This is a genomic window from Burkholderia contaminans, assembly GCF_029633825.1.
GTDB lineage: Bacteria > Pseudomonadota > Gammaproteobacteria > Burkholderiales > Burkholderiaceae > Burkholderia > Burkholderia contaminans.
This window is the reverse complement of sequence record NZ_CP090641.1, coordinates 2,632,109-2,654,725: the sequence shown is the minus strand read 5'-3', so window position 1 is coordinate 2,654,725 and position 22,617 is coordinate 2,632,109. Positions and strand designations below refer to the sequence as shown.

At 68.6% G+C, this 22,617-nt stretch carries 19 protein-coding genes, 1 pseudogene and 1 riboswitch; of the genes and pseudogenes, 4 read left to right on the top strand and 16 right to left on the bottom strand.

The window, feature by feature from the left end:
- Positions 1-16: 16 nt before the first annotated feature.
- The 7 genes and pseudogenes from LXE91_RS29605 to LXE91_RS29580 all read right to left on the bottom strand — a co-directional run bounded on the left by LXE91_RS29605 (position 17) and on the right by LXE91_RS29580 (position 6,037).
- Positions 17-532 (bottom strand): hypothetical protein, encoded by a 516-nt coding sequence (locus LXE91_RS29605; protein WP_039345332.1) that lies wholly within the window; start codon positions 530-532, stop codon positions 17-19.
- 206 nt (positions 533-738) lie between these two features.
- On the bottom strand, positions 739-1,755 hold the full coding sequence (locus tag LXE91_RS29600; RefSeq protein WP_039345334.1) for an NADP-dependent oxidoreductase: 1,017 nt from the start codon (positions 1,753-1,755) through the stop codon (positions 739-741).
- Positions 1,756-1,792: 37 nt separating this feature from the next.
- Positions 1,793-2,581, bottom strand: coding sequence for an SDR family oxidoreductase (locus LXE91_RS29595; RefSeq protein ID WP_039345338.1), 789 nt, complete (start codon positions 2,579-2,581; stop codon positions 1,793-1,795).
- 466 nt (positions 2,582-3,047) lie between these two features.
- Positions 3,048-3,638, bottom strand: a complete 591-nt coding sequence (locus LXE91_RS29590; RefSeq protein ID WP_039345341.1) for a phosphatase PAP2 family protein — start codon at positions 3,636-3,638, stop codon at positions 3,048-3,050.
- A gap of 81 nt (positions 3,639-3,719) precedes the next feature.
- A complete protein-coding gene (locus LXE91_RS29585; RefSeq protein WP_039345344.1) occupies positions 3,720-5,036 on the bottom strand; it encodes an Nramp family divalent metal transporter in 1,317 nt (438 codons plus the stop codon).
- A pseudogene (locus tag LXE91_RS43790) lies at positions 4,988-5,107 on the bottom strand (helix-turn-helix domain-containing protein); the annotation flags it as partial. The gene LXE91_RS29585 and the pseudogene LXE91_RS43790, both read right to left, overlap by 49 nt.
- Entirely contained in the window at positions 5,108-6,037 is a 930-nt protein-coding gene (locus tag LXE91_RS29580; protein ID WP_039345347.1) for a helix-turn-helix domain-containing protein, read from the bottom strand.
- Between the two features lie 496 nt (positions 6,038-6,533).
- Here LXE91_RS29580 and LXE91_RS29575 point away from each other — a divergent pair, with 496 nt between their 5' ends.
- Complete coding sequence (locus LXE91_RS29575) at positions 6,534-7,457, top strand: LysR family transcriptional regulator (RefSeq protein ID WP_039345350.1); 924 nt, start codon at positions 6,534-6,536, stop codon at positions 7,455-7,457.
- A 104-nt stretch (positions 7,458-7,561) separates the two neighbouring features.
- Positions 7,562-7,963, top strand: coding sequence for an OsmC family protein (locus LXE91_RS29570; RefSeq protein WP_011355890.1), 402 nt, complete (start codon positions 7,562-7,564; stop codon positions 7,961-7,963).
- A gap of 103 nt (positions 7,964-8,066) precedes the next feature.
- On the opposite strand, the gene LXE91_RS29565 is transcribed toward LXE91_RS29570, so the two are convergent.
- The gene (locus tag LXE91_RS29565) at positions 8,067-8,948 is read right to left on the bottom strand and encodes a Dyp-type peroxidase (RefSeq protein ID WP_039345353.1); all 882 of its coding nucleotides are present in this window, start codon (positions 8,946-8,948) and stop codon (positions 8,067-8,069) included.
- A gap of 489 nt (positions 8,949-9,437) precedes the next feature.
- Here LXE91_RS29565 and LXE91_RS29560 point away from each other — a divergent pair, with 489 nt between their 5' ends.
- Positions 9,438-11,300 carry an ABC transporter ATP-binding protein gene (locus LXE91_RS29560; protein ID WP_278068141.1) on the top strand — a complete coding sequence of 621 codons (1,863 nt, stop codon included), beginning with the start codon at positions 9,438-9,440 and terminating at the stop codon, positions 11,298-11,300.
- Between the two features lie 80 nt (positions 11,301-11,380).
- Here the strand turns inward: LXE91_RS29560 and LXE91_RS29555 are convergent, their stop codons facing one another.
- Entirely contained in the window at positions 11,381-12,325 is a 945-nt protein-coding gene (locus tag LXE91_RS29555) for a phosphatase PAP2 family protein (protein WP_223274276.1), read from the bottom strand.
- A 213-nt stretch (positions 12,326-12,538) separates the two neighbouring features.
- On the opposite strand from LXE91_RS29555, the gene LXE91_RS29550 reads away from it, so the two are divergent.
- Positions 12,539-13,252: a riboflavin synthase gene (locus LXE91_RS29550; protein WP_039345360.1), complete on the top strand. Its 714-nt coding sequence runs from the start codon at positions 12,539-12,541 to the stop codon at positions 13,250-13,252.
- A 94-nt stretch (positions 13,253-13,346) separates the two neighbouring features.
- On the opposite strand, the gene LXE91_RS29545 is transcribed toward LXE91_RS29550, so the two are convergent.
- The 7 genes from LXE91_RS29545 to LXE91_RS29515 form a co-directional block, all read right to left on the bottom strand.
- Positions 13,347-14,588: a voltage-gated chloride channel family protein gene (locus tag LXE91_RS29545; RefSeq protein ID WP_039345363.1), complete on the bottom strand. Its 1,242-nt coding sequence runs from the start codon at positions 14,586-14,588 to the stop codon at positions 13,347-13,349.
- Positions 14,589-14,667: 79 nt separating this feature from the next.
- Positions 14,668-14,771, bottom strand: a riboswitch (Fluoride riboswitch).
- Between the two features lie 69 nt (positions 14,772-14,840).
- Positions 14,841-15,860 (bottom strand): chemotaxis response regulator protein-glutamate methylesterase, encoded by a 1,020-nt coding sequence (gene cheB, locus LXE91_RS29540; protein ID WP_039345366.1) that lies wholly within the window; start codon positions 15,858-15,860, stop codon positions 14,841-14,843.
- Complete coding sequence (locus tag LXE91_RS29535) at positions 15,857-18,166, bottom strand: hybrid sensor histidine kinase/response regulator (protein ID WP_046196676.1); 2,310 nt, start codon at positions 18,164-18,166, stop codon at positions 15,857-15,859. The genes cheB and LXE91_RS29535 overlap by 4 nt, the downstream gene beginning before the upstream one ends.
- Positions 18,163-18,879: a chemotaxis protein CheW gene (locus LXE91_RS29530; protein WP_039344732.1), complete on the bottom strand. Its 717-nt coding sequence runs from the start codon at positions 18,877-18,879 to the stop codon at positions 18,163-18,165. The genes LXE91_RS29535 and LXE91_RS29530 overlap by 4 nt, the downstream gene beginning before the upstream one ends.
- 46 nt (positions 18,880-18,925) lie before the next feature.
- Positions 18,926-20,347, bottom strand: coding sequence for a CheR family methyltransferase (locus LXE91_RS29525; RefSeq protein WP_278068140.1), 1,422 nt, complete (start codon positions 20,345-20,347; stop codon positions 18,926-18,928).
- Positions 20,344-20,856, bottom strand: coding sequence for a chemotaxis protein CheW (locus LXE91_RS29520; RefSeq protein WP_039344738.1), 513 nt, complete (start codon positions 20,854-20,856; stop codon positions 20,344-20,346). Before LXE91_RS29520 ends, LXE91_RS29525 begins: the two co-directional genes overlap by 4 nt.
- Positions 20,853-22,529, bottom strand: coding sequence for a methyl-accepting chemotaxis protein (locus LXE91_RS29515; RefSeq protein WP_039344740.1), 1,677 nt, complete (start codon positions 22,527-22,529; stop codon positions 20,853-20,855). The genes LXE91_RS29520 and LXE91_RS29515 overlap by 4 nt, the downstream gene beginning before the upstream one ends.
- Positions 22,530-22,617: the final 88 nt, after the last annotated feature.

Sequence of the window (22,617 nt, the reverse complement as noted above, 5' to 3'; positions counted from 1 at the left end):
CTGCCAGCACGCGCCGTCATGGATGGCGAATGCGGATCACGACGGGCGCCTCGGCGCCCGTTTCTTCATCCGCTGCGAGCGTCATCACGCCGCCATACGGGCCCACGCGATACGTGCGGCCCGATGCCAGCGGCACGCTTCGATCGTCGTGCGCATCGCGCCACGTTGCACGCACACGCGCGGCGACGTCGGGCGAGAACGGCGCACCGTCGGGCCCGAGCAGCGCCACATGGGCGCCCGGCAAACGCCGGCCATGTGCATCGAATCGCAGCGTTGCGGCCGCCCCGCCGTTCGCCACCTCTCGTCCTTCGACCGCCACGCCCGACGGTGCGTCGAGCGTCACGTCGTAGAGATCGACGAGCGCACCGGTGAACCGTACGATGCCGTCCGACGCGGCGTGCCCGGCCGCCACCGCATTCGACATCGCGAACGCCACGCCAAGCCCGATTGCGACCTGCCGCACGGCACCGGCATACCGCACCGTTCGATTGCGCATCGCCACCGATGCCGCCCGCTTCGCGTCGTTTCGCATGTTCCCTCTCCTCTTGCGCGTGACCAGAAAAAAAGGCGGCGTGACGCGTCGGTCACGCCGCCTGTCTGCTGGTAATCACTTTAGGGAGAGACGTCCGGACAATATATGGGACAAGTCCGAAACTAAGGCCCGACTAATCGAACCCGCTGCGTTCACGGCCCTCGCGACAGCGTACGAACGGCATCGCACGCTGCGCGGCAGTGCGATCACGCGCCGGGATCGACGCGCAGCACGAGCTTGCCGCGATGGTCGCCGTCGAACAGGCGATTCAGCACGTCCGGTGCGTTCTCGAGACCGTCCGCAACAGTCTCCTCGGCCTTGAGCCGGCCGTCGCGCAGCCAGCCCGCGAGCGTCTGCACGGCTTCACGGCTCTTGCGATAGTCGAGGATCAGGAAGCCGCGCATCGTCAGCCGCTTCGAGATCAGCACGCCGACGTCGTCCGCCGCGCGCCCGCTGTTGTAGTTCGAGATCACGCCGCACAGCGCGACGCGCCCGCCGATCACCATCCGCGACAGCACCGCGCGCATCACCTCGCCGCCGACGTTCTCGAAGTTCACGTGCACGCCGTCCGGCGTCGCCGCCTTCAGTTGCTGACGGAAATCGTCGGCCTTGTAGTCGACGGCCGCGTCGAAGCCGAGCGTCTCGGTCAGGTAGCGGCACTTGTCCGCGCCGCCGGCGATGCCGACCACGCGTGCGCCGTGGATCTTGCCGATCTGCCCGGCGATCGAGCCGACCGAGCCGGCCGCCGCCGATACCACGAGCGTCTCGCCCGGCTGCACCGGCGCGATGTCGGTCAGCCCGTAGTACGCGGTCAGCCCGCTCATCCCGCACGCGCCGAGCAGCGTCGGCAGCGGCAGGCCCGACTGCGCGGGCAGCTTCACGAGCTGCGCGGCCTGCTCGGCCGGCACGACCGCGTAGTCCTGCCAGCCGACGAGCCCCTGCACGAGATCGCCTTCCGCGAACCCCGCGTTGCGCGACGCGACCACGCGGCCGATGCCGAGCGCGCGCATCACCTCGTCGATCGCGACGGGCGGCAGGTACTGCGGTACGTCGCTCATCCATACACGGTTGGTCGGGTCCATCGACAGGTACAGCACGCGCACGAGCACTTCGCCGTCGGCAAGCGCCGGCACCGGCGTCTCGACGAGCGAAAAGTGTTCGCGGCCGACCCGCCCTTCCGGGCGCGTCTTCAGCAACAGTTGGCGGTTCACGGGTGTGGACACGATGTTCTCCTCCGGTCGTTGTAGTTCGGGATGCGCGTCAGACCGCGCACATGCCGCCGTCGATCACGAGTTCGGCGGCCGTCACGAAGCGGCTCTCGTCGGACGCGAGATACACGGCCGCGTGCGCGACGTCGTCCGGCTCGCCGAGCCGGCGCAGCGGAATGCCGCGCGCGAGCTTGCGCGTCGCGTCGCGTTCGCCGAGCGACTGGAACAGCGGCTCGACGATCCCCGTGCGGATGAATGCCGGGTGAATCGAATTGCAGCGCACGTCGATCTCGCGGCGCGCGCAGTCGATCGCGATCGACTTCGTCAGCGACGCGACCGCGGCCTTCGACGCGTTGTACGCAGTGAAATCCGGCTCGACCTTGAACGCGGCGACCGACGAGATGTTGATGATCGACGCGGGATGGCTTTCGGCCAGATACGACAGCGCGTGCTTGCAGCCGAGCACGATGCTCTCGACGTTGATCGCCATCACGCGCCGCCATTCGTCCAGCTCGATCTGCGCGGGCGAGCCGATCGAGCCGACGCCCGCGTTGTTGACGAGCACCGACAGCCCGCCCATCGCGTCGACCGCCTGCGCGAGCAGCGCCTGCCAGCGTGCTTCGTCGCGCACGTCCTGCGTCGCGGCGAACGCGACCGGCGTCGCGTGGCCCGCGTTGAGTTCCTGCGCGAATGCGTCGAGCACCGCGGCTTCCGCGATGTCGGTCACGAACACGCGCGCGCCCTGCTCGACCATCCGGCGCGCGATCGCGCGGCCGAGGCCGCCCGCGGCGCCCGTGATGTATGCGCACTTGCCGGCAAGGCGCGAAGAAACGACTGTCATGTGACCTGCTCCTGTCGTGAATCGTCGTCGCGGAACGCTGCCGCGACGGGTGGGCCGTGCCTGTCCCGGCCGACGCGGGCCGGTTGACCGTGCCTCGACATCACGAGGCGCCGCACGGTTTCCGCGAGTATATCCAGATGAACCTGACGCGTGCCGGACGCGCCGGGTCGCCTGCCCCGATTGAACGACAGCCAGCGTACGCGAATGCCGCCAATCGATGAAATGAATAATCGTTATGCCCGGTCATAGACACGGTTCATGACATTCATGTGCCGGTGCGCATTCACGGGCCGCCCGCACGCGCGAGTCTTGTGACCGGCCGGTTCGTTGATTCAGGGAATGACGAGGCGCGACGTTCCGCGCCGACGCGAAAGCGGTCGGGAAGATGAATGGTGCGGAATCGTGCAACCGCCGGGCGAATGCCGGCGGCAGGAAGGCGGCGCCGGGGCGCCGCGACCGGCAACCGTCAGAATCCGTCGCCCGACGGCGCGCGCACGAACGCGCAGAGTTGCGGCGAGTGGGTGTCGATCATCTGCTGGAACGGCGCACGATGCCCGTACGCGATGCCCGACACGAGCAGCAGGCAGGCGGCCGCAACGCGCGGCGAGAATGCCCGCTGCCGCGCGCTGTCGTAGCCGCGCAGGAACACCAGCGCGACCAGCGCGCCGAGCATCCAGCCGACGATCACTTCCGGAACGGTGTGCGAATGATCGAACACACGCGCGACGGCCGTGACCGCGCCGACGGCCAGCCCGGCCGCGATGCCGGGCGCCTTGCCCGGCCGGAACGCCTGCCAGAGCATCGACAGCGCGACGGTCCACACGGACGTCGACAGCATCGTATGGCCGCTGATCACGCGGAAATCGAATTGCGGCAGCTCGATGCCGCACCCGGCATAGAGGATCTTGGTGGCGCCGACGAGGCCCATGCCGGCGGCAAGCAGCACGCCCCAGCGGACGGCGAGGCGCCAGTCGGTCAGCGCGAACCACGCCGCGCAGGTCAGCGCGATCGGCAAGGTCAGCGCGGCATCGCCGATGTTGCTGATTTCACTCCACATAACGGACTTCGGACGACGATCGAAAGGCCGCAGTTTACCGCATGCGCGCCGCGCGCCTGTGTCAGCCTGTGACAGGCTGTATCAGCCCGCGACACCGCTAATCAACAGCAGGTTCGTGCCGGTGATGACGACGAACAGCGCCCACGCGGCAATCTGCATCCCGCGCCCGATCGTGTGCTCGCCCATCGTGTTGCGATCGCTGACCGAGCGGATCAGCGGCCACATCGCGAACGGCAGTTGCAGGCTCAGCAGCACCTGGCTCCACACGAGCAGTTGCCCGACCGAGCCGTCGCCGAGCCACAGCACGCCGATCAGTGCCGGCACGAGCGCGAGCCCGCGCGTGATCAGCCGGCGCTGGTAGCACGGGATCTTCGTATGCAGGAAGCCGTCCATGATCACTTGGCCGGCGATCGTGCCGGTCAGCGTCGAGCTCTGCCCCGACGCGAGCAGCGCGATGCCGAACAGCAGCGCGGCCGCGCCGCCCGCGATCGGCGTAATCAGTTTGTAGGCCTGCTCGATGTCGGTCACGTTGTGCTGGCCCGTTGCGTGGAACGCCGCGCCCGCGACGACCAGGATCGCCGCGTTGACGAGCATCGCGACGAACAGCGACACGAAGGTATCGATGCGCACCAGCGCGAGCGTGTCGCGGATCACCCCGCGCGCGCCGCCGACCACGTGCCGCGTCTGCACGACCGACGAATGCAGGTACAGGTTGTGCGGCATGATCGTCGCGCCGACGATGCCGAGTGCGAGCACGATCGCGTCCTTGCGGTCGTGGCCCGGATCGCCCGGCACCAGCCCGCCGACCACCGCGTGCCAGTCGGGCGGCGTGATCGCGACCTGCGCGACGAAGCAGAACGCCATCGTCGCGATCAGCGCGAGCACGATCGCCTCGATCTGCCGGAACCCCTTGCCCTGCAAGCCGAGCACGATCACCGTGTCGAGCGCGGTCAGTACGACGCCCCACGCGAGCGGCACGCCGAGCAGCAGCTTGAATGCGAGCGCGCAGCCGAGCACTTCCGCGATGTCGCACGCGATGATCGACACTTCGGCGGTGATCCACTGCACGATGCGGCCGAACCGGCCGTAGCGGTCGTAGCTGGCCTGCGCGAGATCCTTGCCGGCGACGAGGCCGAGCCGCGCCGCGAGCATCTGCAGGAAGATCGCCGCGAGGCTCGAGAACGCGACGACCCACAGCAGCGAATAGCCGAACTGCGAGCCGGCCTGGATGTCGGTCGCCCAGTTGCCGGGATCCATGTAGCCGATCGCGACCAGCAGGCCGGGGCCGAAGAAGCGCTTGAGCTTCTGCCAGCGCGGCGCGCCGGCATCGATCGTGATGCTGCCCTTGACTTCCGACGGGCAGAAAGGGGCGGTGGCGGTAGTGGGAAGGAAGGACATGGAAACCGGGGCTCGAGATCGTGACAGGACGATTCTACGGGTATCCGCCCGATTTTCTCCCGCGTGGCGTCTCACGCGGCGCGATGCCCCTCGGTGCCGTCGCCTGCCCCCTCGCCCGCATCGGCCGGCCTGACGCCACGGGTGAGGATCCGTTCGCGCTCGGTGACGCGGAATTCGGTCGGCGACATCAGCATGCGCTGGCGAAACAGCTTCGCGAGCCGCTCGCCGCTGCCGAACCCGGTGCGGCGCGCGACCTTATCCGCCGGCAGCGTCGTGTGGACCAGCATGTGGCACGCGCGCTCGAGCCGCACGTGCTGGACGAACTCGGTCGGCGTCACGCCGATTTCCTTCTTGAAGCGCCGCAGGAAGTTGCGCTCGCTCATCGCGGCGGCCTGGGCCGCGTTCGCGATCGAGATGCGATTCACGCTCTGCGCGCGCAGCCGCTGCGCCGACATCCGGATCGACGGGCTCGCGCTCAGCTCGCGAAAGGCCCACATCGACTGCGTATAGCGCTGCTCGACCGGCCGCAGCAGGTTGCTGGCGATCTCCTGCGCGGCGATGTCGCCGAGCTCGACGCGGAACATGTCGAGCACGGCGGCGAACACGTCGGTTTCGCCGGCCTGCAGCTCGACCGTCGTGGTGCCCCGTCGCGCGCCGCGGCCGGGCTGCCCTTCGATCGCCGCCGGCGGACGCGGCATGGCCGCGAGCGTGGGCAGGTCCATCCCGTCGACGATCCAGCGCGCATGACGGCGAATGTCCGAGAGGCGACGCCGCAGTGCGTCGTCCCAGTTGACGGCCGCGCGGTCGCCGTGAAGATGAAAGAACGCGAGCGCGCGGCGGCCGTGCTCGTCACCGAGCGGCTCCGCCGCAATGCTCACGCCGGATGACGACTGCACCAGCCCCCCGCTTTCGGATACGTACTTCAGTTGGTAGTCAGCACTGTATGCGTGCAGGCGATTCGCCAGGTTGAAAGCCTCGCCAAGACGCGCGGCCTGGGCCAACGAAAATCCCGTACTCAAATAGATAACGACCCATCTCTGATCTGCTGCATTCACTGGCCAAGCCCCCGACTTGTTCGACTTCTCTAATACCGTCGAACTGTCAGGCTTATATTTGGTTTGAATGCGTGCGACAGGACGGCTATCCCGAAATATGAAGCGACGGCATCTTAGCCGAACGGGTCGCGCCTTTGGCGCGAAATGGCCGACGTGGACAGCATGATGGCGGATTACTACAGGCTGTCACGGTTTGCTGGCGGCCCTATATGGAATTGCCCGGGCCGATATCGCCCATTATTGCGATTGTGTCCGTCGCAATTCGCGCATTTCATTGGGACTTATTGCGTCGGATATCCGGATAAATGCACAACCGAATATCGGCTCGAACGATATCGATTCGTATCCGATGCCATCGATCGCCACGCAGGAAAGCCCGCCGTATCCGTAGCCTGCGCATCCTTTAGAATCGGTCCACCCTTCACCACGCCTCCCGCGCCCCGTGCCCGCCGATCACCGTCTCGACCTGAACCTGTTTCGCGTGCTCGACGCCGTCTACGTGCATGGCGGCATCGGCGCGGCCGCCCGCGCGCTGCACCTCACGCAGCCGGCCGTCACGCATGCGCTCAACCGGCTGCGCGCGCATTTCGACGATCCGCTGTTCGTGCGGCAGGGCAACCGCGTCGTCGCAACCGAACGCACGCGGTCGATCATCGCGGACGTGCAGTTGCACCTGACGGGCCTGCAAGGCACCGCGCGCGCACCGTCGGCTTTCGATCCCGCGACGCTCGACCTGAGCATCGCGGTCGGCATTCGCGACGTGCTCGAATCGATCGCGCTGCCGCGGATCGTCGCCGCGTTCGCCGTTGAAGCACCGGGCCTGCGGCTCGTGAGCCGCCGCATCGCGGTGGCCGACATCGAGCGCGAACTCGCATCGGGCAATCTCGATCTCGCCGTCGATCGCCGCGTGCCGACCGGCCCGCGCATCGCCACCGAACACCTGCTCGACGATTCGCTCGTCGTCGCGCTGCGCGGCGATCATCCGCTCGCGCGCGAACCGCTGCGGCGCGCCGACTATTTCGCGGCGCAGCATGTCTCGGTGTCGTCGCTCGGCGAGCCGCAATCGCTCGACGTGCTGCTCGGCAACGACGGCCGCTTCCGCGATATCCGGCTCACCTGCCAGCACTATTTCGCCGCGTGCCAGATCGCCGCGACCGGCAACCTGCTGGTCACGCTGCCGCACACCTATGCGTTGCGGATGGCCGCGCTGCTGCCGATCGTCGTGCGGCCGCTGCCGTTGCGGCTCAAGCCGTTCCCGCTCCTCGCGTACTGGCACGAATCGCGCGATGCCGATCGCGCGCACCAGTGGGTGCGCGAGCGCATCGCCGCGCTCGTGCGCAGCAGCGCCGGCGCCGCCGACGCATAGCGCGCGGCGCACGCCTTCACGATCGGGACGGTATGCTGACGGCTGCGCGCCGTCACGCGGCGCCCGCTTCCCTGTTTCCTCTTCCCGCTGACCGGAGAATACCCATGTCGCTCATCCATGCCGCCGCCGTCCTCGACGCCGATGCGCCCGACTACGTCGTCCAGCTGCAGGCCGGCACGCACGCGTTGACCGGCGACGAAGCGCCCCGCGAAGGCGGCCAGGATCGCGGGCCGGCGCCGTACGAGTTCGTGCTGGCCGGCCTCGCGCAATGCACGGCCGCGACGCTGCGCATGTATATGCAGCGCAAGACGTGGCCGGCCACGCGCATCGACGTGCGCACCGAGCTGCATGCCGATCGCGACGGCACGCAATACGTGCGCCGCGTCGTGACGCTCGACGGCCCGCTCGATGAAGCGCAACGCCAGCGCCTCGCCGAAATCTGCGAGAAAACGCCGGTCACGCAGTTCATCAAGCGCGGCACGCGGATCGACACGACGTTGAACTGACACGCCACGCACGACAGCACACGGCACACGATCGCCGCGCAAAAAAGAAACGGGGGGCCGCGCACGATGCGCGGCCCCCCGTTTCGTCGAACTCGTCAGGCGCTTACAGGCCGAGCGCGGACAGGTCGAGCTTGCCGTCCTTCAGCGGCGGGCACCAGAAATACGCGCCCGTCAGCGGCCGCGTGAAGCGGAACAGGCCGTCGACGATCCCGTCTTCCGCGCCGCTCATCCGGCGCATCTGCACGTCGAACGCGCGGAACGAGCAGCCGAATGCGACGAAGTAGAGGCCCGCGCGACGCGCGTCCGACCACGGCGACGAACGGCGCAGCATGAACGCCTCGGGCTCGAAGCTTTCCTGCGCGGTGCGCTTCACGTGCGCGAACTCGGGTGCGTCGTCGAGTTCTTCGTTGTCCGAGCGGCGGCGCCCGACGATGTTGTCCATGTCGCCCGACGGGATGCGCTCCATCTGGTCGAAGTCGTGCAGCCATTGCTGGACCGCGACGAAGCTCGCCCCGTCGAGCCCCGCGCCCTGCCCCGTCACGATCGCCGCGGCCACCGCTTCGTCGCCTTCCGGGTTTTCCGTGCCGTCCTCGTAGCCGGACAGGTCGCGATCGTTCGAATAGCGGAAACCGTCGACCGCATCCTGCAGCGCAAACGCCGGCGCCAGCGCGCGTTCGATCGCCCGTGCACGCAGCACGATCTCGCCGCGATCGTCGCCGCGCAGCCAGACCCACACGTCGGCCGGCGTCGCCGGCAGCGTGCGGTCCTTCACCGCGAACGCCGGGAATTCGGTCAGGCCCGGCACCGGGCGCCCGAGGTACGCCGCCAGCGCATGCCCGAACCCGACCACCGTGTCGCGTCCGTCGACGATCTCGCGCAGCGCGGCCAGCGCCGCTGCCACATTGCCGTCATTCGACATCGTGAAAGTGAGGTATCGGGCCGCCGAATCGATCGGGGCCAGAATGCCTTGCTGAACGTCGCTCATCGTTTCCTCAGGAATGTATCGTGGTGAATCTGCGCAGGCCGCGGCGGCGTGCGCCGCAGACGCCGAAGTGTAATCGACGCGCGTGCCGGGCCTTGCGCTGCCGCACTGGGGAAAGGCCGCAAAAGAAGGGCCGAAACCCTGAATACTAACGTATCGACGCTGCAACGCCGCATTCGTCAGACGTTGCGGCGCGCCCTTCACTGCTGATAGAATCTTTTCACGTCTTTTCGGCGTCTTTTCAACCGTTCACTTCAGGGGAGGTGCAGATGTTCCGAATGCCAGCAACCTTCCCGAACGTGGTCCCACGGCTCAGCTGATCCAGCCCGCCGTCCGCGCCGGCTCCCGAGTTTTCCGCTAACCCGTCAGCCGCGCCGTTTCCCGACAGCCCGTTTCGTTTTCCGCCCGCGATTTTCGCGCGGCCCGGCTGTTGCGTTTTCGATGTTCTCCGAACCGGAAAGTCCCGTCGCGCGATGCGCCGGGCAACGATAAATGACCAGAAAAACCTCCCATCTGGGCGGCCAGGCATTCCAGGCCGTCTTCGGCTTCACCTTCCGCTACTGGCGCAAGCAGCCGGGTCGCACCGCCCCGGTCGCGAGCCTCGCACTGCTCGCCGCGCTCGCCGACGTGCTCACGCCGCTGTTCGCGGGCCGCCTCGTCGATGCGCTGTCGACCGGCCTGACCGATCGCGCCGCCGCGTGGCATGCGGCGCTCGTCGCGTTCGGCACGCTCGCCGCGCTCGGCCTCGGCGCGACGGTGCTGCGGCAAGGCGTCTACCTGAACATCATCACGCTCACGTTGAAGATGATGAGCGAGATCGCGGCCGCGTCGTTCCATCGCGTGCAGCGCTTCTCGACCGACTGGCACGCGAACAGCTTCGCGGGCTCGACCGTGCGCAAGATCACGCGCGGGATCTGGGCGCTCGACCTGCTGAACGACACCGTGCTGATCGCGCTGCTGCCTTCGGTCACGATGCTCGTCGGCGCCACCGTGCTGCTCGGCACGCACTGGCCCGTGATGGGGCTCGTCGTCGGCGCGGGTTCGCTGCTGTACATCACGGTGACGGTGGCCGTGTCGCTCGGCATCGTCGCGCCGGCCGCACGGCTCGGCAACCTGTGGGACACGCGCATGGGCGGCGCGCTCGCCGATGCCGTGAGCTGCAACGCGGTCGTCAAGGCGTTCGGCGCGGAAACGCGCGAGGAAGCGCGGCTCGCGCGCGTGATCGGCAAGTGGCGGCAACGCACGCGCCGCACGTGGGTGCGCGGCACGCTCAACGGCGGGTTGCAGGGCGCGATGCTCGTCGCGATGCAGGCCGCGATGATCGGCGTCGCGCTGCGGCTGTGGGTGAACAACGAGGCGAGCGTCGGCGACATCGCGTTCGCGCTGACGATGTTCTTCATGCTGCAGGGCTACCTGCGCGATGTCGGCATGCACATCCGCAACCTGCAGCGCTCCGTGAACGACATGGAAGAACTCGTCGCGCTCGAACGCCAGCCGCTCGGCATCGACGATCGTCCCGGCGCGCCGGCGATCCGGATCGAACAAGGCGAGATCCGCTTCGAGCACGTGACGTTCCGCTACGACAACCATCCGGTGCCGCTGTACGACGATTTCTCGATGCGGATCGCGCCGGGCGAGCGCGTGGGCCTCGTCGGCCACTCGGGGTCGGGCAAGACGTCGTTCATCAAGCTGATCCAGCGCCTGTACGACGTGTCGGGCGGCCGCATCACGATCGACGGCCAGGACATCGCGCAGGTCAGGCAGGATTCGCTGCGCAGCCAGATCGCGATCGTCCAGCAGGAGCCCGTGCTGTTTCACCGCACGCTCGCGGAGAACATCGCGTATGCGCGCCCCGATGCGAGCCGGGCCGACATCGAGCGCGCCGCGCGGCTCGCCAGCGCGCACGACTTCATCGCCACGCTGCCGGACGGCTATGACACGCTCGTCGGCGAGCGCGGGATCAAGCTGTCGGGCGGTGAACGCCAGCGGGTCGCGATTGCACGCGCGTTCCTCGCCGATGCGCCGATCCTGATCCTCGACGAAGCCACGTCGAGCCTCGACAGCGAAAGCGAGCTGCTGATCCAGCAGGCGATGGAGCGGCTGATGGTCGGCCGCACGACGCTCGTGGTCGCGCACCGGCTGTCGACCGTGCGCGCGCTCGACCGGCTGCTGGTGCTCGATCGCGGCAAGGTGATCGAGGAAGGCAGCCACGACGCGCTGATCCGGATCGACGGCGGCATCTATCGCCGGCTGTTCGAGCGGCAGGCGCTGGAACTGGCGAAGGGCTTGATCGATACGCCGCGACGCATGGTGAACGGTGACGCCGGCCCGCTGGGGGAGCCGGCGGAGGCTTGACGGAAACCCCAGCGCATCAGGGCGCGCGGCACACCGCCACCGCGCACCTTGATGCGCTGCACGGGACATCGATGCGATCGTCAGGAATTCACCAGTCCGGTTCGTCCGTCATCGGCTTCGTTGCGGGGCGCCACGCGTTCCACCGTGCGCTGACTGGCAAACCACTTGCGAACCAGATAAATCAGCAGTACGCCGATCACGATCCCCGACAACACATCGCACAGGTAATGCCCGCCCTGCGTCGGCGTCGACACGATCATCATGCCGTTCAGCACGATGCCGACCGGGAAGACGAAGCGCACATGCCGCAGCGAATACGCGAAGCACAGCGCAAGGATCGTGTGAAGCGACGGAAAGGAAATGAGCCCCTGGGACGACGCGAATGCCAGTTCCCGGACGACTCCGCTTCGCAACGGCGCGAAGTCCGATACGGTGGAAATCGTTCCGGGATCGCGAACGTCGAAGTGGAGAAACGCACTCTCGGCCGGCAGCCAGGCAGCAATCAGGATCGACACGACGACTGCGACGATAAATTGCACCGCAAACTCGGCGTAGTCTTTCGAGTTCGACGTCAGCGTAAGGATGATCGGGATCGCAAGAAGCTGGACACTGCCGGATGCATACGCGAATTGGAGCACGGCATGCCAACCCGGATTTGCCATCACCCATCCATACGCTTGCAGCCAGTGAAATCCGAGCGCGGCATCGATCGATACCAGCGCATCACTCACGAGCGGCAGATCGGTTGCTACAGCCAGATACTGAAGGAGCGCGCCGGCATGCATGAATACCGACATCAACGCGATCCACTGGATCGATTGCGCGACATTCTCGTAGAACGCCTTTCTGGCCGGCACTTTGTATGATGGGCGCGATGCGAGGCCGGACGCGACGGTGACGGCGAGGACGGCGGACAGCACTTGGGCGCTTTGCACCAGACTGCCCTTCGCAATCCGGAAATCGACGCGGCATGCCCAGATCACGTCGACGATTATCAGAATGATGGCCACCAGCCACGCGGTCACGTAGATTTTCCGCATATTGTTCGACCTACCCCTTTTCTCGTTCTTTTCTGCCGACCCTCGCAATCGCTCGCCGCGGCTTCGTGCCGTATTCCAGCGAGCGCCGGAGAATGATACGCCGCCGTCCGTCAGGCGACGCCGACCCATCCGGCCCCGACGCCCCCTCTCCGGATCACTTATCATACCGGCTAGGCAATTTGCGACGAAGGGCAGCTCATGTTTACAGGCATTGTTCAGGGTGTTGGCGTCATCAAGGCCATCAAGGATCACGGCGAACTGAGAACGTTCAGCATCGAATTCCCCGAGCGGTTCACCACCGATATCGAGATCGGCGCGAGCGTCTCGGTCGACGGCGTCTGCCTGACGGTGACGACCATCCACTCCCCGCTGCTGATCGACTTCGACGTGATGTTGCCGAGCCTGCGGATCACCACGCTGGCCGATCTCACGACAGGCGCGCACATCAACGTCGAGCGGGCCGCGAAGGACGGCGCGGAGATCGGCGGTCATCCGCTGTCCGGTCACGTGGATTTCACCGGGACCATCCGGCACATCGCAATGTCCGAACACAACCGGATGGTGCGCATCGGCGTGCCGGAGGCGTTCAAGCGGTACGTGTTCGCGAAGGGCTATATCGCGATCAACGGCTGCAGCCTGACGGTGTCCGACGTCAACCGCGACGAAGGCTGGTTCGATGTCTGGCTGATTCCCGAAACGCGCCGCGCGACGACCTTCGATGCGAAGGGCGTCAACGACACGGTCAACATCGAGATCGAGCGCAGCACGCAGGTGGTCGTCGATACGATCCGGGAAGCGGTCAAGGAGACGCTCGGCGAACTGAACGGTGTCGTCACCGCGTTGCTGGCGGAAAAAGGCATCGATATCGAGGAGCTGCTGGCGCGGAACGTCGCGCGGCTGCCGAAGGCGTAACGGCAACGGACGCCACTTGCCCCGGTGATCCTCGGGATTACCGGGCGTCGGCTTCCGTCGCGATGCGCCCGGTCGGCCGCCCCGCACACCGACTTCACTCCACCTCCACCCGCGCCCCCTTCCCCACCGCCACCCGCTGCGCGCGATAGATCCCCGCGTGCCCTGAAAACAGATAAGCAACCACGCACGCGACGATCGCGTACACGCCGATGTCCGCGCCGAACAGTTCGATCGCCATGATCGTCGACGCGATCGGCGTATTGGCCGCGCCTGCGAACACCGCGACGAACCCCAGCCCCGCGAGCACGGGCACCGGCAGCGCCAGCACCTGGCCGAGCGCGTTGCCGAGCGTCGCGCCGATGTAGAACAGCGGCGTCACTTCGCCGCCCTTGAACCCCGACGCGAGCGTGACGACGGTGAACGCGAACTTGCCCGCGAAATCGTAGAGCGGCAGCGGGCCATGAAACGCGGCCTGGATCGTCGGGATGCCGAGGCCGAGATACTGCGGCACGTTCAGCGCGGTGGCGGCCGCGGCGACCAGCAGGCCGCCGAGCACCGGCTGCAGCGGCGCATAGCGGACGACTTTCCGGAACCACGCGGTCAGCGCATGCGTCGCGAACGCGAACAACCGCCCGACCACGCCGAACGCGATGCCCGCGACGACCGTCACGGCCAGCCCCGTCGCCGACACGGCCGGCACGAACGGAATCGCATAGGCCGTGTGATGCACGCCCCACGCGCGGCAGACGACGTCCGCGACGATCGCGGAGGCAACGCAGGTCAGCAGCGCGTCGTACCGCACACGCCCGATCGCGAGCACCTCGAGCCCGAACACGGCGCCCGCGAGCGGCGTGCCGAACACCGATGCGAAACCGGCCGCGATGCCGCCCATCAGCAGCACGCGGCGATGCTCCCGATCGAGACGGAACACGTGCGTGACGCGATCGGCGAGCGCGCCGCCCATCTGCACGGCGGTGCCCTCGCGCCCGGCCGAACCGCCGAACAGGTGCGTGACGACGGTCGCGACGAGCACGAGCGGCGCCATCCGTTTCGGCACGAGCGCCTTCGGGTCGTGAATCTCGTCGATCAGCAGGTTGTTGCCGCGCGCGACGGACTGGCCGAAGCGATGGTAGATCCAGCCGGTCGCGAAACCGGCGGCCGGCAGCCCCCACAGCAGCCACGGATGCGCGACGCGCGTGCCGGTCGCCCAGTCGAGCGCGATCAGGAACAGGGCGGAAGCCGTGCCGGCCAGCGTGCCGAGCAGGGCCGAGAGCGCGAGCCAGCGGCATACATAGCGCACGGTCGCGAGAAGATCGGCAGAAGTCGTGAAAAACATGATTTCCAGATTCGACGGAACATCAAAACCTGGGCGGCAGAAACCCGCATGGACGGCCTGCGACCTCCTGACGACCCAGGAACACGCAGGCATCATCAGCCGGGCTGACCGGCGGTTGAGGGCCGCACCGTGCGCAACGCGCCGACTACGACCGCAGGGAGGCATGCCATCTCCGCTGGCCGCCATTGTACGCGACGCCCCGCGCCGCCCGCAATGCGGCCACGGCACGGCGCCGCGCGCCCCGGGGCGCCGTCAGTCGCGCAGCGGACGCGTGATGCGCGAGATCAGCTGGGGCGCGATCCGCTCGAGCGGCAGGATCGCCGACGCCGCGCCGATCGCCGCGGCCGCCTTCGGCATCCCGTAGACGGCGCTGGTCGCCTCGTCCTGCGCGATCGTGTAGCAGCCTTTCGCGCGCATCGCCTTCAGGCCGAGCGCGCCGTCGCGCCCCATGCCCGTCAGCAGCACGCCGAACGCCTCGCCCTGCCAGCCGTCGGCGACGCTGTTGAAGAACACGTCGATCGACGGCCGGTACGGCGTCTCGACCGGATGCCGCGTATAGCCGAGCACGCCGCGCGGCGACAGGGTCAGGTGATCGTTGGTCGCCGCGAGCAGCACCTCGCCGGCCTGCGGCACGCTGCCCTGCCGCGCGACGCGCACCGGCAGCCGCGTATAGCCGTCGAGCCACTCGGCCATCCCCAGCGCGAACGCCTGGTCGACGTGCTGGACGATCACGATCGCCGCCGGAAAATCACCCGGCAGCGCCCGCAACAGCGCAGTCAGCGCGGTCGGCCCGCCTGCGGACGCGCCGATCGCGACGAGCGTCGGCTGGCCGCGCTCGGGCGCCGGCCCCGGCGGCACGAGCGCCGCGGTGCGGCTTTCGAGCAGCCGGCCGATCTGGTCGATCTTCGCGAGCAGCGCCTGCGGCGACGCATCCGTCGACAGCCCGAGCGCGAGCGTCGGCGTGTCGACCGCATCGAGCGCACCGGCGCCCATCGCCTCGTACACCGACGATGTATTCGCACTGACGCTCGCCGTCACGATCAGGATCGCGCACGGCGCGCGCGCCATGATCTGGCGCGTCGCGGCCACGCCGTCGACCTTCGGCATCACGAGATCCATCAGCACGACGTCGGGCGGATGCGCGACGCAGAAATCCACCGCCTCGTCGCCGTCGGTCGCGACCCACAGCACGCGGTGGTCCGTGCGCAGCGCGATCACGCGGCGCAGTGCCTCCACGGCCAGCGGCAAGTCGTTGACGATGCCGATGTTCATCCCCGCGCGTCTCCGATCAGGTCGTGCACGGCGTCGAGCAACGCCTCGTCGTGGAAGCTGCTCTTCGCGAGGTAGTAGTCGGCGCCCGCATCGAGCCCGCGACGGCGATCCTCGTCGCGATCCTTGTACGACACGATCATCACCGGCAGGCGCTTGAGCATCGGATCGCCCTTGATCAGCGTGACGAGCTCGATGCCGTCCATGCGCGGCATGTCGACGTCCGTGACGACGAGATCGAACGCATCGCTGCGCACCGCGTTCCAGCCTTCCATCCCGTCGACCGCGACCGTCACGTCGTAGCCGCGCTTTTCCAGCAGCTTGCGTTCGAGCTCGCGCACCGTCAGCGAATCGTCGACGACGAGCACGCGGCGGCGCCGGTCGGCGAGCGAGAGCTGCGGATCACGCGTGAGCCGCGCGAGCTGCCCGCCGCGCACGAGCTTGTCGACCGAGCGGATCAGGTCCTCGACGTCGACGATCAGCACCGGGTCGCCGTTCTCGAGCAGCGCGCCGGCCGCGATGTTCTGGATCTTGTGCAGGCGGCTGTCGAGCGGCTGCACGACCAGCATCCGCTCGCCGAGGAAGCGGTCGACAGCGACGCCGTACAACTCCGGCTCCGCGCCGACGACCACGACCGCCGTGCTCGTGCGCCCGACGTCGGGCTCGCCCGCATCGAGCAACTGGTGCGCGGCGACGAGGCCCGCGCGCCGGCCGTCGAACGGGAAATGCGGCTGCCCTTCGAGCACGTCGATATCGTCGTGCGCGAGCTCCAGCGTGCGGCGCACGTGCGCGAGCGGAAACGCGTACGGCTCGCCGCCCACTTCGACGAGCAGGCTGCGGATCACCGACAGCGTGAGCGGCAACTGCAGCACGAAGCGCATGCCCGCGCCCGGTTCGTTGAAGATCCGCACCGCGCCGCGCACGCCGCGCACCATCTCCTGCACCGCGTCGAGGCCCACGCCGCGGCCCGACACGTCGGTCACCGCATCGCGCATCGAGAAGCCCGGCAGCAGCAGGAATTCGAGCAGTTCCGGATCGGACAGCCGCGCGGCCGTCTCGTCGTCGGTCAGGCGCTGGCGCACGACGGCCGCACGCAGCGCGTCCATGTCGACACCGGGCCCGTCGTCGATCACGCTGACCAGCAGCGAGCCGGCGCTGTGGCGCGCCTCCAGCGTCACGCTCGCCTCGGCCGGCTTGCCGCGCGCTCGCCGCGCCTCCGGCGAATCGACGCCGTGGTCGATCGCGTTGCGCAGCAGGTGGCCGAGCGGCGCGTCGAGCAGGTCGAGGATGTCGCGGTCGACCTGCGTGCCCTCGCCGACGATCGAGAAGCGCACCTGCTTGCCGAGCGAGCGCGCGAGATCGCGGACGATGCGCGGGTATGCACGCGTCGCGTCGCCGAACGGCCGCATCCGGCACTGCAGCGCCTCGTCGTACAGCTGCTCGGCGATATGCGTGCTGCGCCGCTCGAAGCGGTCGAATTCGTCCATGCGCTCGGCGAGCGAACGCTGCAGGTCGTTGAGCATGTGCCGCACTTCGTTCATCGACGCGAGCATGCCCGCGTCGAGATCGTCGGCGAATTGTTCGTACATCAAATCGAGCGACCGGGCCGCGTCGCGCTGGGCGCGCTTCACGCGCAGCATCGATTCGGCGAACGGCTTGAGCCAGCGCGATTCGACCAGCGATTCGCCGGACAGGCTCAGCAGCCGATTCAGCGTGTCCGCACGCACGCGGCGCATTGCGCCGGCGCCGGCCACGCGGCCGGCCTGGGCCGGATCGGGCACCCCGCCCGATACCGCAAGCGGCGGCACCGCGGCGCTCGCCCCGACGGGTTCGTTCGCGGCGCCGTCGTGCTCCCGATACGGGACGATCGACGGCGGCACCGGCGGCGGGACCGCGGCCGCCGCCTGCATCGTCTGCGCGCCGTCTGCGCCGGTCAGCGCCGCCGCGAACACGTCGATCTCCGTCTGCGTGACGGGCTGCCCTTGCGGATCGCCGACGCGCACCAGCAGATCGACGCCCGCCAGCAGCACGTCGACGTGCGTGGCTGTCAGCGCGATCGTGCCGGCCTGCGCGGCGACGAAGCACTCTTCCATCCGCCCCGCGATGTCGACGCCGAGCGGCACGCCGACGATGCGCGCGGCGCCTTTCAGCGAGTGCGCGGCGCGCATGCACGCTTCGAGCGCGACGGAATCGGGTTCACCCGATTCGAGCGCGAGCAGCCGCTCGGACAGCGCCTGGGTCTGCGTGCGCGTCTCCTCGCGATACAGCTCGAGCAGCGACAGGTGGCTCAGGTCGTCATCGCCGCTCATCGCATGCTCCGTGTGACTGCGTCGAACAGGCGGTCGTCGTCGAGCAGGCCCACCGACTTGCCGCGCCACGACAGCACGCCGCGCGACAGGCCGGCGCTCGCGCGCCCGACCGTCGCCGGCACGGGCACCCAGTCGGAGGCGCCGAAGCGCAGCACGCCCTCGACTTCATCGACCGGAAACACGACCGGCTCGCCCTGGTGCGCCGCCACCAGCAGCCGCGTGAAGCGGTCGTCGTCACCGTCGTTGCGGCCCTTGCCGCCCTTGCCGACATCGAGGCCGAGCAGCGCGCCGATCGAGATCGCGATGCGCAGCGTGCCACGGATGTTGACCACGCCGCGCACGGCTGAATTGCGCCGATGCGGCAGCGAATGGATCGGGCGCGTGCCGGCGATCTCGCGCAGCACGCCGATCGGCAGCGCGAGCCATTCGTCGGCTACACGGAACGCCAGCGCCGCATGGTGCGCGTCGGCGTCGGCGTCGTGCAGGTGCGGCGCGCCGGGCGCGCTCATCCGGCGCGTGGTGTCGGCCATCTCGGCGCCGTCGAGCGGACGCTCGAGCAGCTTCGCCGCGTGATATGCATACACCGAACAGTTCAGGCAGCGCAGGCAGTCGTTCAGCCGCTCGCACGTGCGGTCGCCGCGCGTGCCGATCCGGTTCCAGCAATCGTCGACGTCGATCGTCGTCTCGTCAAAGGCAGCGGCGGCGCGGTTCATGGAATCCTCTGGTCATCACGGTGTCGGTCCCCAACCCATGGTCTTGTCAGCCGGCCGAGCGCCGTGCGCGCTCGAGCAGCCATTGCGCGCCCGCACGATCGCCGCCGACGTCGAGCAGCGTCGCGAGATGGGTCAGCGCTTCGTGGTGCGTGGGCCGCAGGTACAGCGCCTTCCGGTAGAAGTCGCCGGCTTCCGCGGCGCGGCCGCGCGCATCCGCGATCAACCCGTTCAGGTAGAACGCATCGGCATGCGGCCCGACGCGCGCCGAGAACTGCGCGAGCACGCGCTCGGCCTCGTCGAACGCGCCGGCATTCGCCAGCGCCTGTGCCTCTTCCAGCGTCGGCGCGGGTCGCTCCGCCACCGGTGCGAGCGACCCGGCCGCTTCGGCCGATTCGGCCGCCGTCACCGGCAGGTCGGCCCGTGCGTCGAGCGCGGCCGCGCGCGTGGCCGGCGGCGGCGGCGCCGTGAACGGCTGGCGTGTGTCGTCGAGCCGAGCCGGCGGCGCGACCGCCAGCACCGAGCGCGTCGCCGCGAGCGGTGCAACCGTGAAACGCTCCGCGCGCCGGTACGGCGCTGCCGCCGCCAGCGGTGCCGCCTGCCGGGCCGCGAATACGTCGGGCGCCGCGGCGGCGGCCTCGCGATGAAACGCGAACGCCAGCGGCACGCGCGCCGAGCGCATCCCGTGCCGCATCGCGACGCCCGTTTCGGCCGGCCCGACGAACAGCGTGCCGTCGTCGGCCAGGCGCTCGTCGAGCGAGCGGATCACGCGATCCTGCGCGTCGCGATCGAAGTAGATCAGCACGTTGCGGCAGAACACGAAATCGTAGCGAATGCCGGTATCCACGGCCGGTTCCACGAGGTTCGCCTGACTGAACTGCACGCATGCGCGCACGCGCTCGTCGAGCAGCCAGCCGTCGCGGGTCGGCGTGAAGTACCGCGCGCGAAACTCCGTCGCGGTGCCGCGGAACGCATTGCGCCCGTAGCAGCCGAGCCGCGCCTGCTCGATCGCGCGCGCGCTGAGGTCGATCGCGTCGATCGTGAAGCTGGCCGGGTCGAGCCCGGCGTCGAGCAGCGCCATCGCCGCCGAATACGGCTCCTCGCCCGTCGAGCACGGCGCGCTCAGCACGCGGATCACGCGGCCGGGCAGCGCGGCGAGCCGCTCCGTCGCGAGCCGCGCGAGCGTCGCGAAGGCCTCGCGGTCGCGGAAGAACCAGGTTTCGGGCACGACGAACAGCTCGATCAGCGCACGCCGCTCGTCGGCCGACGCGTTGAGCTGCTGCCAGTAGGCGTCGAGCGCGTCCTGCGTCACGGGCGGCCGCGCCGCCGACAGCAGGCGCTCGCCGTCCGCCTGCAGCGCGTGCACGCGTTCCGTCAGCGCGCGGGTCAGGAAATCGTTGCCGAGCGAATCGGGGTCGATGCCGGTCTCGCGCAGCAGCCAGCCGCGAAATCGCGATTCGGACTCTTTCATGCGGACTCTCCCCCGTGGCCCGGCAGGCCATCGAACAGATACAGGCGCGCGACGTCGTCGACCAGGTCGGACACCGATACCTGCTGCACGACGCCATCGGGCGTATTCGCGACGGGCCCGAGCCAGCGCGTGCGTGCGGTCGAGATGCCGCTCGACCGGAACGCCGCGCGGTCGATCCGCATCGTCTGCGTCGCGCGCTCGACGATCAGCCCTATCGTGCGCTCGCCGCACGCTTCGTCCGCGAGATAGCGGACCATCACGAGCCGCGTCGAGCGCAGCGCATGCGCGCGGCGCCCGAGCGCCAGCATCGGCACGTCGATCACCGGCACCGGCTGACCGCCGCGCATCAGCAGCCCGGCGATCCATTCGGGTGCACCGGGCACTGCCTTCGTGACCGCGAGCGGCAGCACCTCGTCGATGCCGGCTGCGTCGAGCGCATAGCGTTCGCCGTCGAGCTCGAACATCAGGAACAGCGCGTGGGCGCCGTTCTGCGGGTCGGCGCGCGTCACGCGTCGACCTTGAAGCGCGACACGCTGGTGCGCAACTGGTTCGCGACGAGCGTCAGGTCGTCGATCGCCTGCGACGACTGGCGCAGCGACTCGGCCGTCTGCTGCGCGGCCTCCGACAGCTGCGACAGCGCCTGCGTGATCTGCTCGGCGCCGTTCGCCTGCGTCTGCATCCCTTCGTTGACCATCTGGAAGCGCGGCGCGAGCGTCTGCACCTCGGCGATGATCTGCGACAACTGCCCGCCGACCTGCTGCACGTCGAGCATCCCGCGGCGCACTTCCTCGGAGAACTTGTCCATCCCCATCACGCCCGCCGACACCGCCGACTGGATTTCCTTCACCGTCTGCTCGATGTCGTAGGTCGCCACCGCCGTCTGGTCGGCGAGGCGGCGGATCTCGGTCGCGACGACCGCGAAGCCGCGGCCGTATTCGCCGGCCTTCTCGGCCTCGATCGCCGCATTCAGCGACAGCAGGTTGGTCTGGTCGGCCACCTTGGTGATCGTGGCGACCACCTGGTTGATGTTCAGCGCCTTCTCGTTGAGGATCGCGAGCTTCGCGTTCACCGAACCGGCCGCGTCCATCACGCTGCGCATCGTCTCGCCCATCCGCGTGAGCCCGCTCTGGCTCACGCCCGCGAGCGTCGCCGACTGCTCGGCCACGCCGGCCACCTCGTTCATCGTGCGCAGCAGGTCGCGCGACGTCGCGAAGATCTCGCGCGAGGTCGCGCCGATCTCGGTTGTCGTCGCCGCGGTTTCGTTCGCGGTCGCCTGCTGCTCGCGCGACGTCGCCGCGATCTCGGCCACCGACGTCGTCACCTGCAGCGACGATTGCTGCGCACGGGCGACGAGCTCGGTCAGCTCGTCGGCCATCCGGTTGAAGCCCGTCTCGAGCGTGCCGAATTCGTCGCGGCGGCGCAGGTCGAGGCGGCGCGTGAGGTTGCCGGTGCGCATCACGTCGTGCACCTCGACGAGCCGCGCCATCGGGACCGTGACCGAACGATACAGCAGGTAGCCGAGCCCGAGCGCGGACAGCAGCATGATCGTCAGCGCGCCGACGAGCACGACTTCCGTGTCCTGCACGGATTCGCGGATCACCCTCGCGGACTGGTCCGCGAACTTGCGATTCTCCTGGACCATGATGTTCGCGTCCTGCACGACCTCGGCCCACCCCGGCAACACCTTCGCGTAGGCGGCGATCGCTTCGTCGCGCGAGCCGCGGTGCTTCTGTACCGCGTCGGTCAACAGCGGCAGGTAGCGATCGTATGCGCCGCGAAACGTCGCAAACCGCGCGCGGTCGTCGTCGCGGAAGATCGACGCCTGGTAGTCGACCGACAGCGCTTCGACCTGCTTCGTCGCATCCGAGATCTTCGCGAGATCGCGCTGCACGGCATCGGGATCGGTCTCGACGAACGTCGCCTGCTGCAGCATGACGAACGTTTCGTTGACCGCTGCGCGCAGCGACGACGCGAGGTAGACGCCGGGCAGCGAGTCGCGCTCGATGCTGACGGCTTCGCTGTTGATCGCGCGCAGTCGCTCGTAGGAGACGCCGGCTGTCACCAGCATCAGCACGAACAGCACGCCGAAGCTGAGCAGGATGCGATTGCCGAGCGTCAGCCGGGCAGCGCCGATCGTCGGATGCAGGCTTTCATTGGTCGCGCGGGGCGTCACGGTGGCCATGTTCGTTATGGGCTTTATAAAATCAGCGTTAAAAAAAACCACACCCGCGTGCGCGCCGGACGGCGCGCCACGAGCACATCAGGGTCTG

What these genes read in the sequence shown, in the direction of transcription:
- LXE91_RS29515 (WP_039344740.1), bottom strand. Translation starts at nt 22,529, where the DNA reads ATGGCCACCGTGACGCCCCGCGCGACCAATGAAAGCCTGCATCCGACG.
- cheB (WP_039345366.1), bottom strand. Translation starts at nt 15,860, where the DNA reads ATGAACATCGGCATCGTCAACGACTTGCCGCTGGCCGTGGAGGCACTG.
- LXE91_RS29565 (WP_039345353.1), bottom strand. Translation starts at nt 8,948, where the DNA reads ATGAGCGACGTTCAGCAAGGCATTCTGGCCCCGATCGATTCGGCGGCC.
- LXE91_RS29545 (WP_039345363.1), bottom strand. Translation starts at nt 14,588, where the DNA reads ATGTTTTTCACGACTTCTGCCGATCTTCTCGCGACCGTGCGCTATGTA.
- LXE91_RS29590 (WP_039345341.1), bottom strand. Translation starts at nt 3,638, where the DNA reads ATGTGGAGTGAAATCAGCAACATCGGCGATGCCGCGCTGACCTTGCCG.
- LXE91_RS29570 (WP_011355890.1), top strand. Translation starts at nt 7,562, where the DNA reads ATGTCGCTCATCCATGCCGCCGCCGTCCTCGACGCCGATGCGCCCGAC.
- LXE91_RS29535 (WP_046196676.1), bottom strand. Translation starts at nt 18,166, where the DNA reads ATGAGCGGCGATGACGACCTGAGCCACCTGTCGCTGCTCGAGCTGTAT.
- LXE91_RS29560 (WP_278068141.1), top strand. Translation starts at nt 9,438, where the DNA reads ATGACCAGAAAAACCTCCCATCTGGGCGGCCAGGCATTCCAGGCCGTC.
- LXE91_RS29550 (WP_039345360.1), top strand. Translation starts at nt 12,539, where the DNA reads ATGTTTACAGGCATTGTTCAGGGTGTTGGCGTCATCAAGGCCATCAAG.
- LXE91_RS29595 (WP_039345338.1), bottom strand. Translation starts at nt 2,581, where the DNA reads ATGACAGTCGTTTCTTCGCGCCTTGCCGGCAAGTGCGCATACATCACG.
- LXE91_RS29585 (WP_039345344.1), bottom strand. Translation starts at nt 5,036, where the DNA reads ATGTCCTTCCTTCCCACTACCGCCACCGCCCCTTTCTGCCCGTCGGAA.
- LXE91_RS29605 (WP_039345332.1), bottom strand. Translation starts at nt 532, where the DNA reads ATGCGAAACGACGCGAAGCGGGCGGCATCGGTGGCGATGCGCAATCGA.
- LXE91_RS29530 (WP_039344732.1), bottom strand. Translation starts at nt 18,879, where the DNA reads ATGAACCGCGCCGCCGCTGCCTTTGACGAGACGACGATCGACGTCGAC.
- LXE91_RS29525 (WP_278068140.1), bottom strand. Translation starts at nt 20,347, where the DNA reads ATGAAAGAGTCCGAATCGCGATTTCGCGGCTGGCTGCTGCGCGAGACC.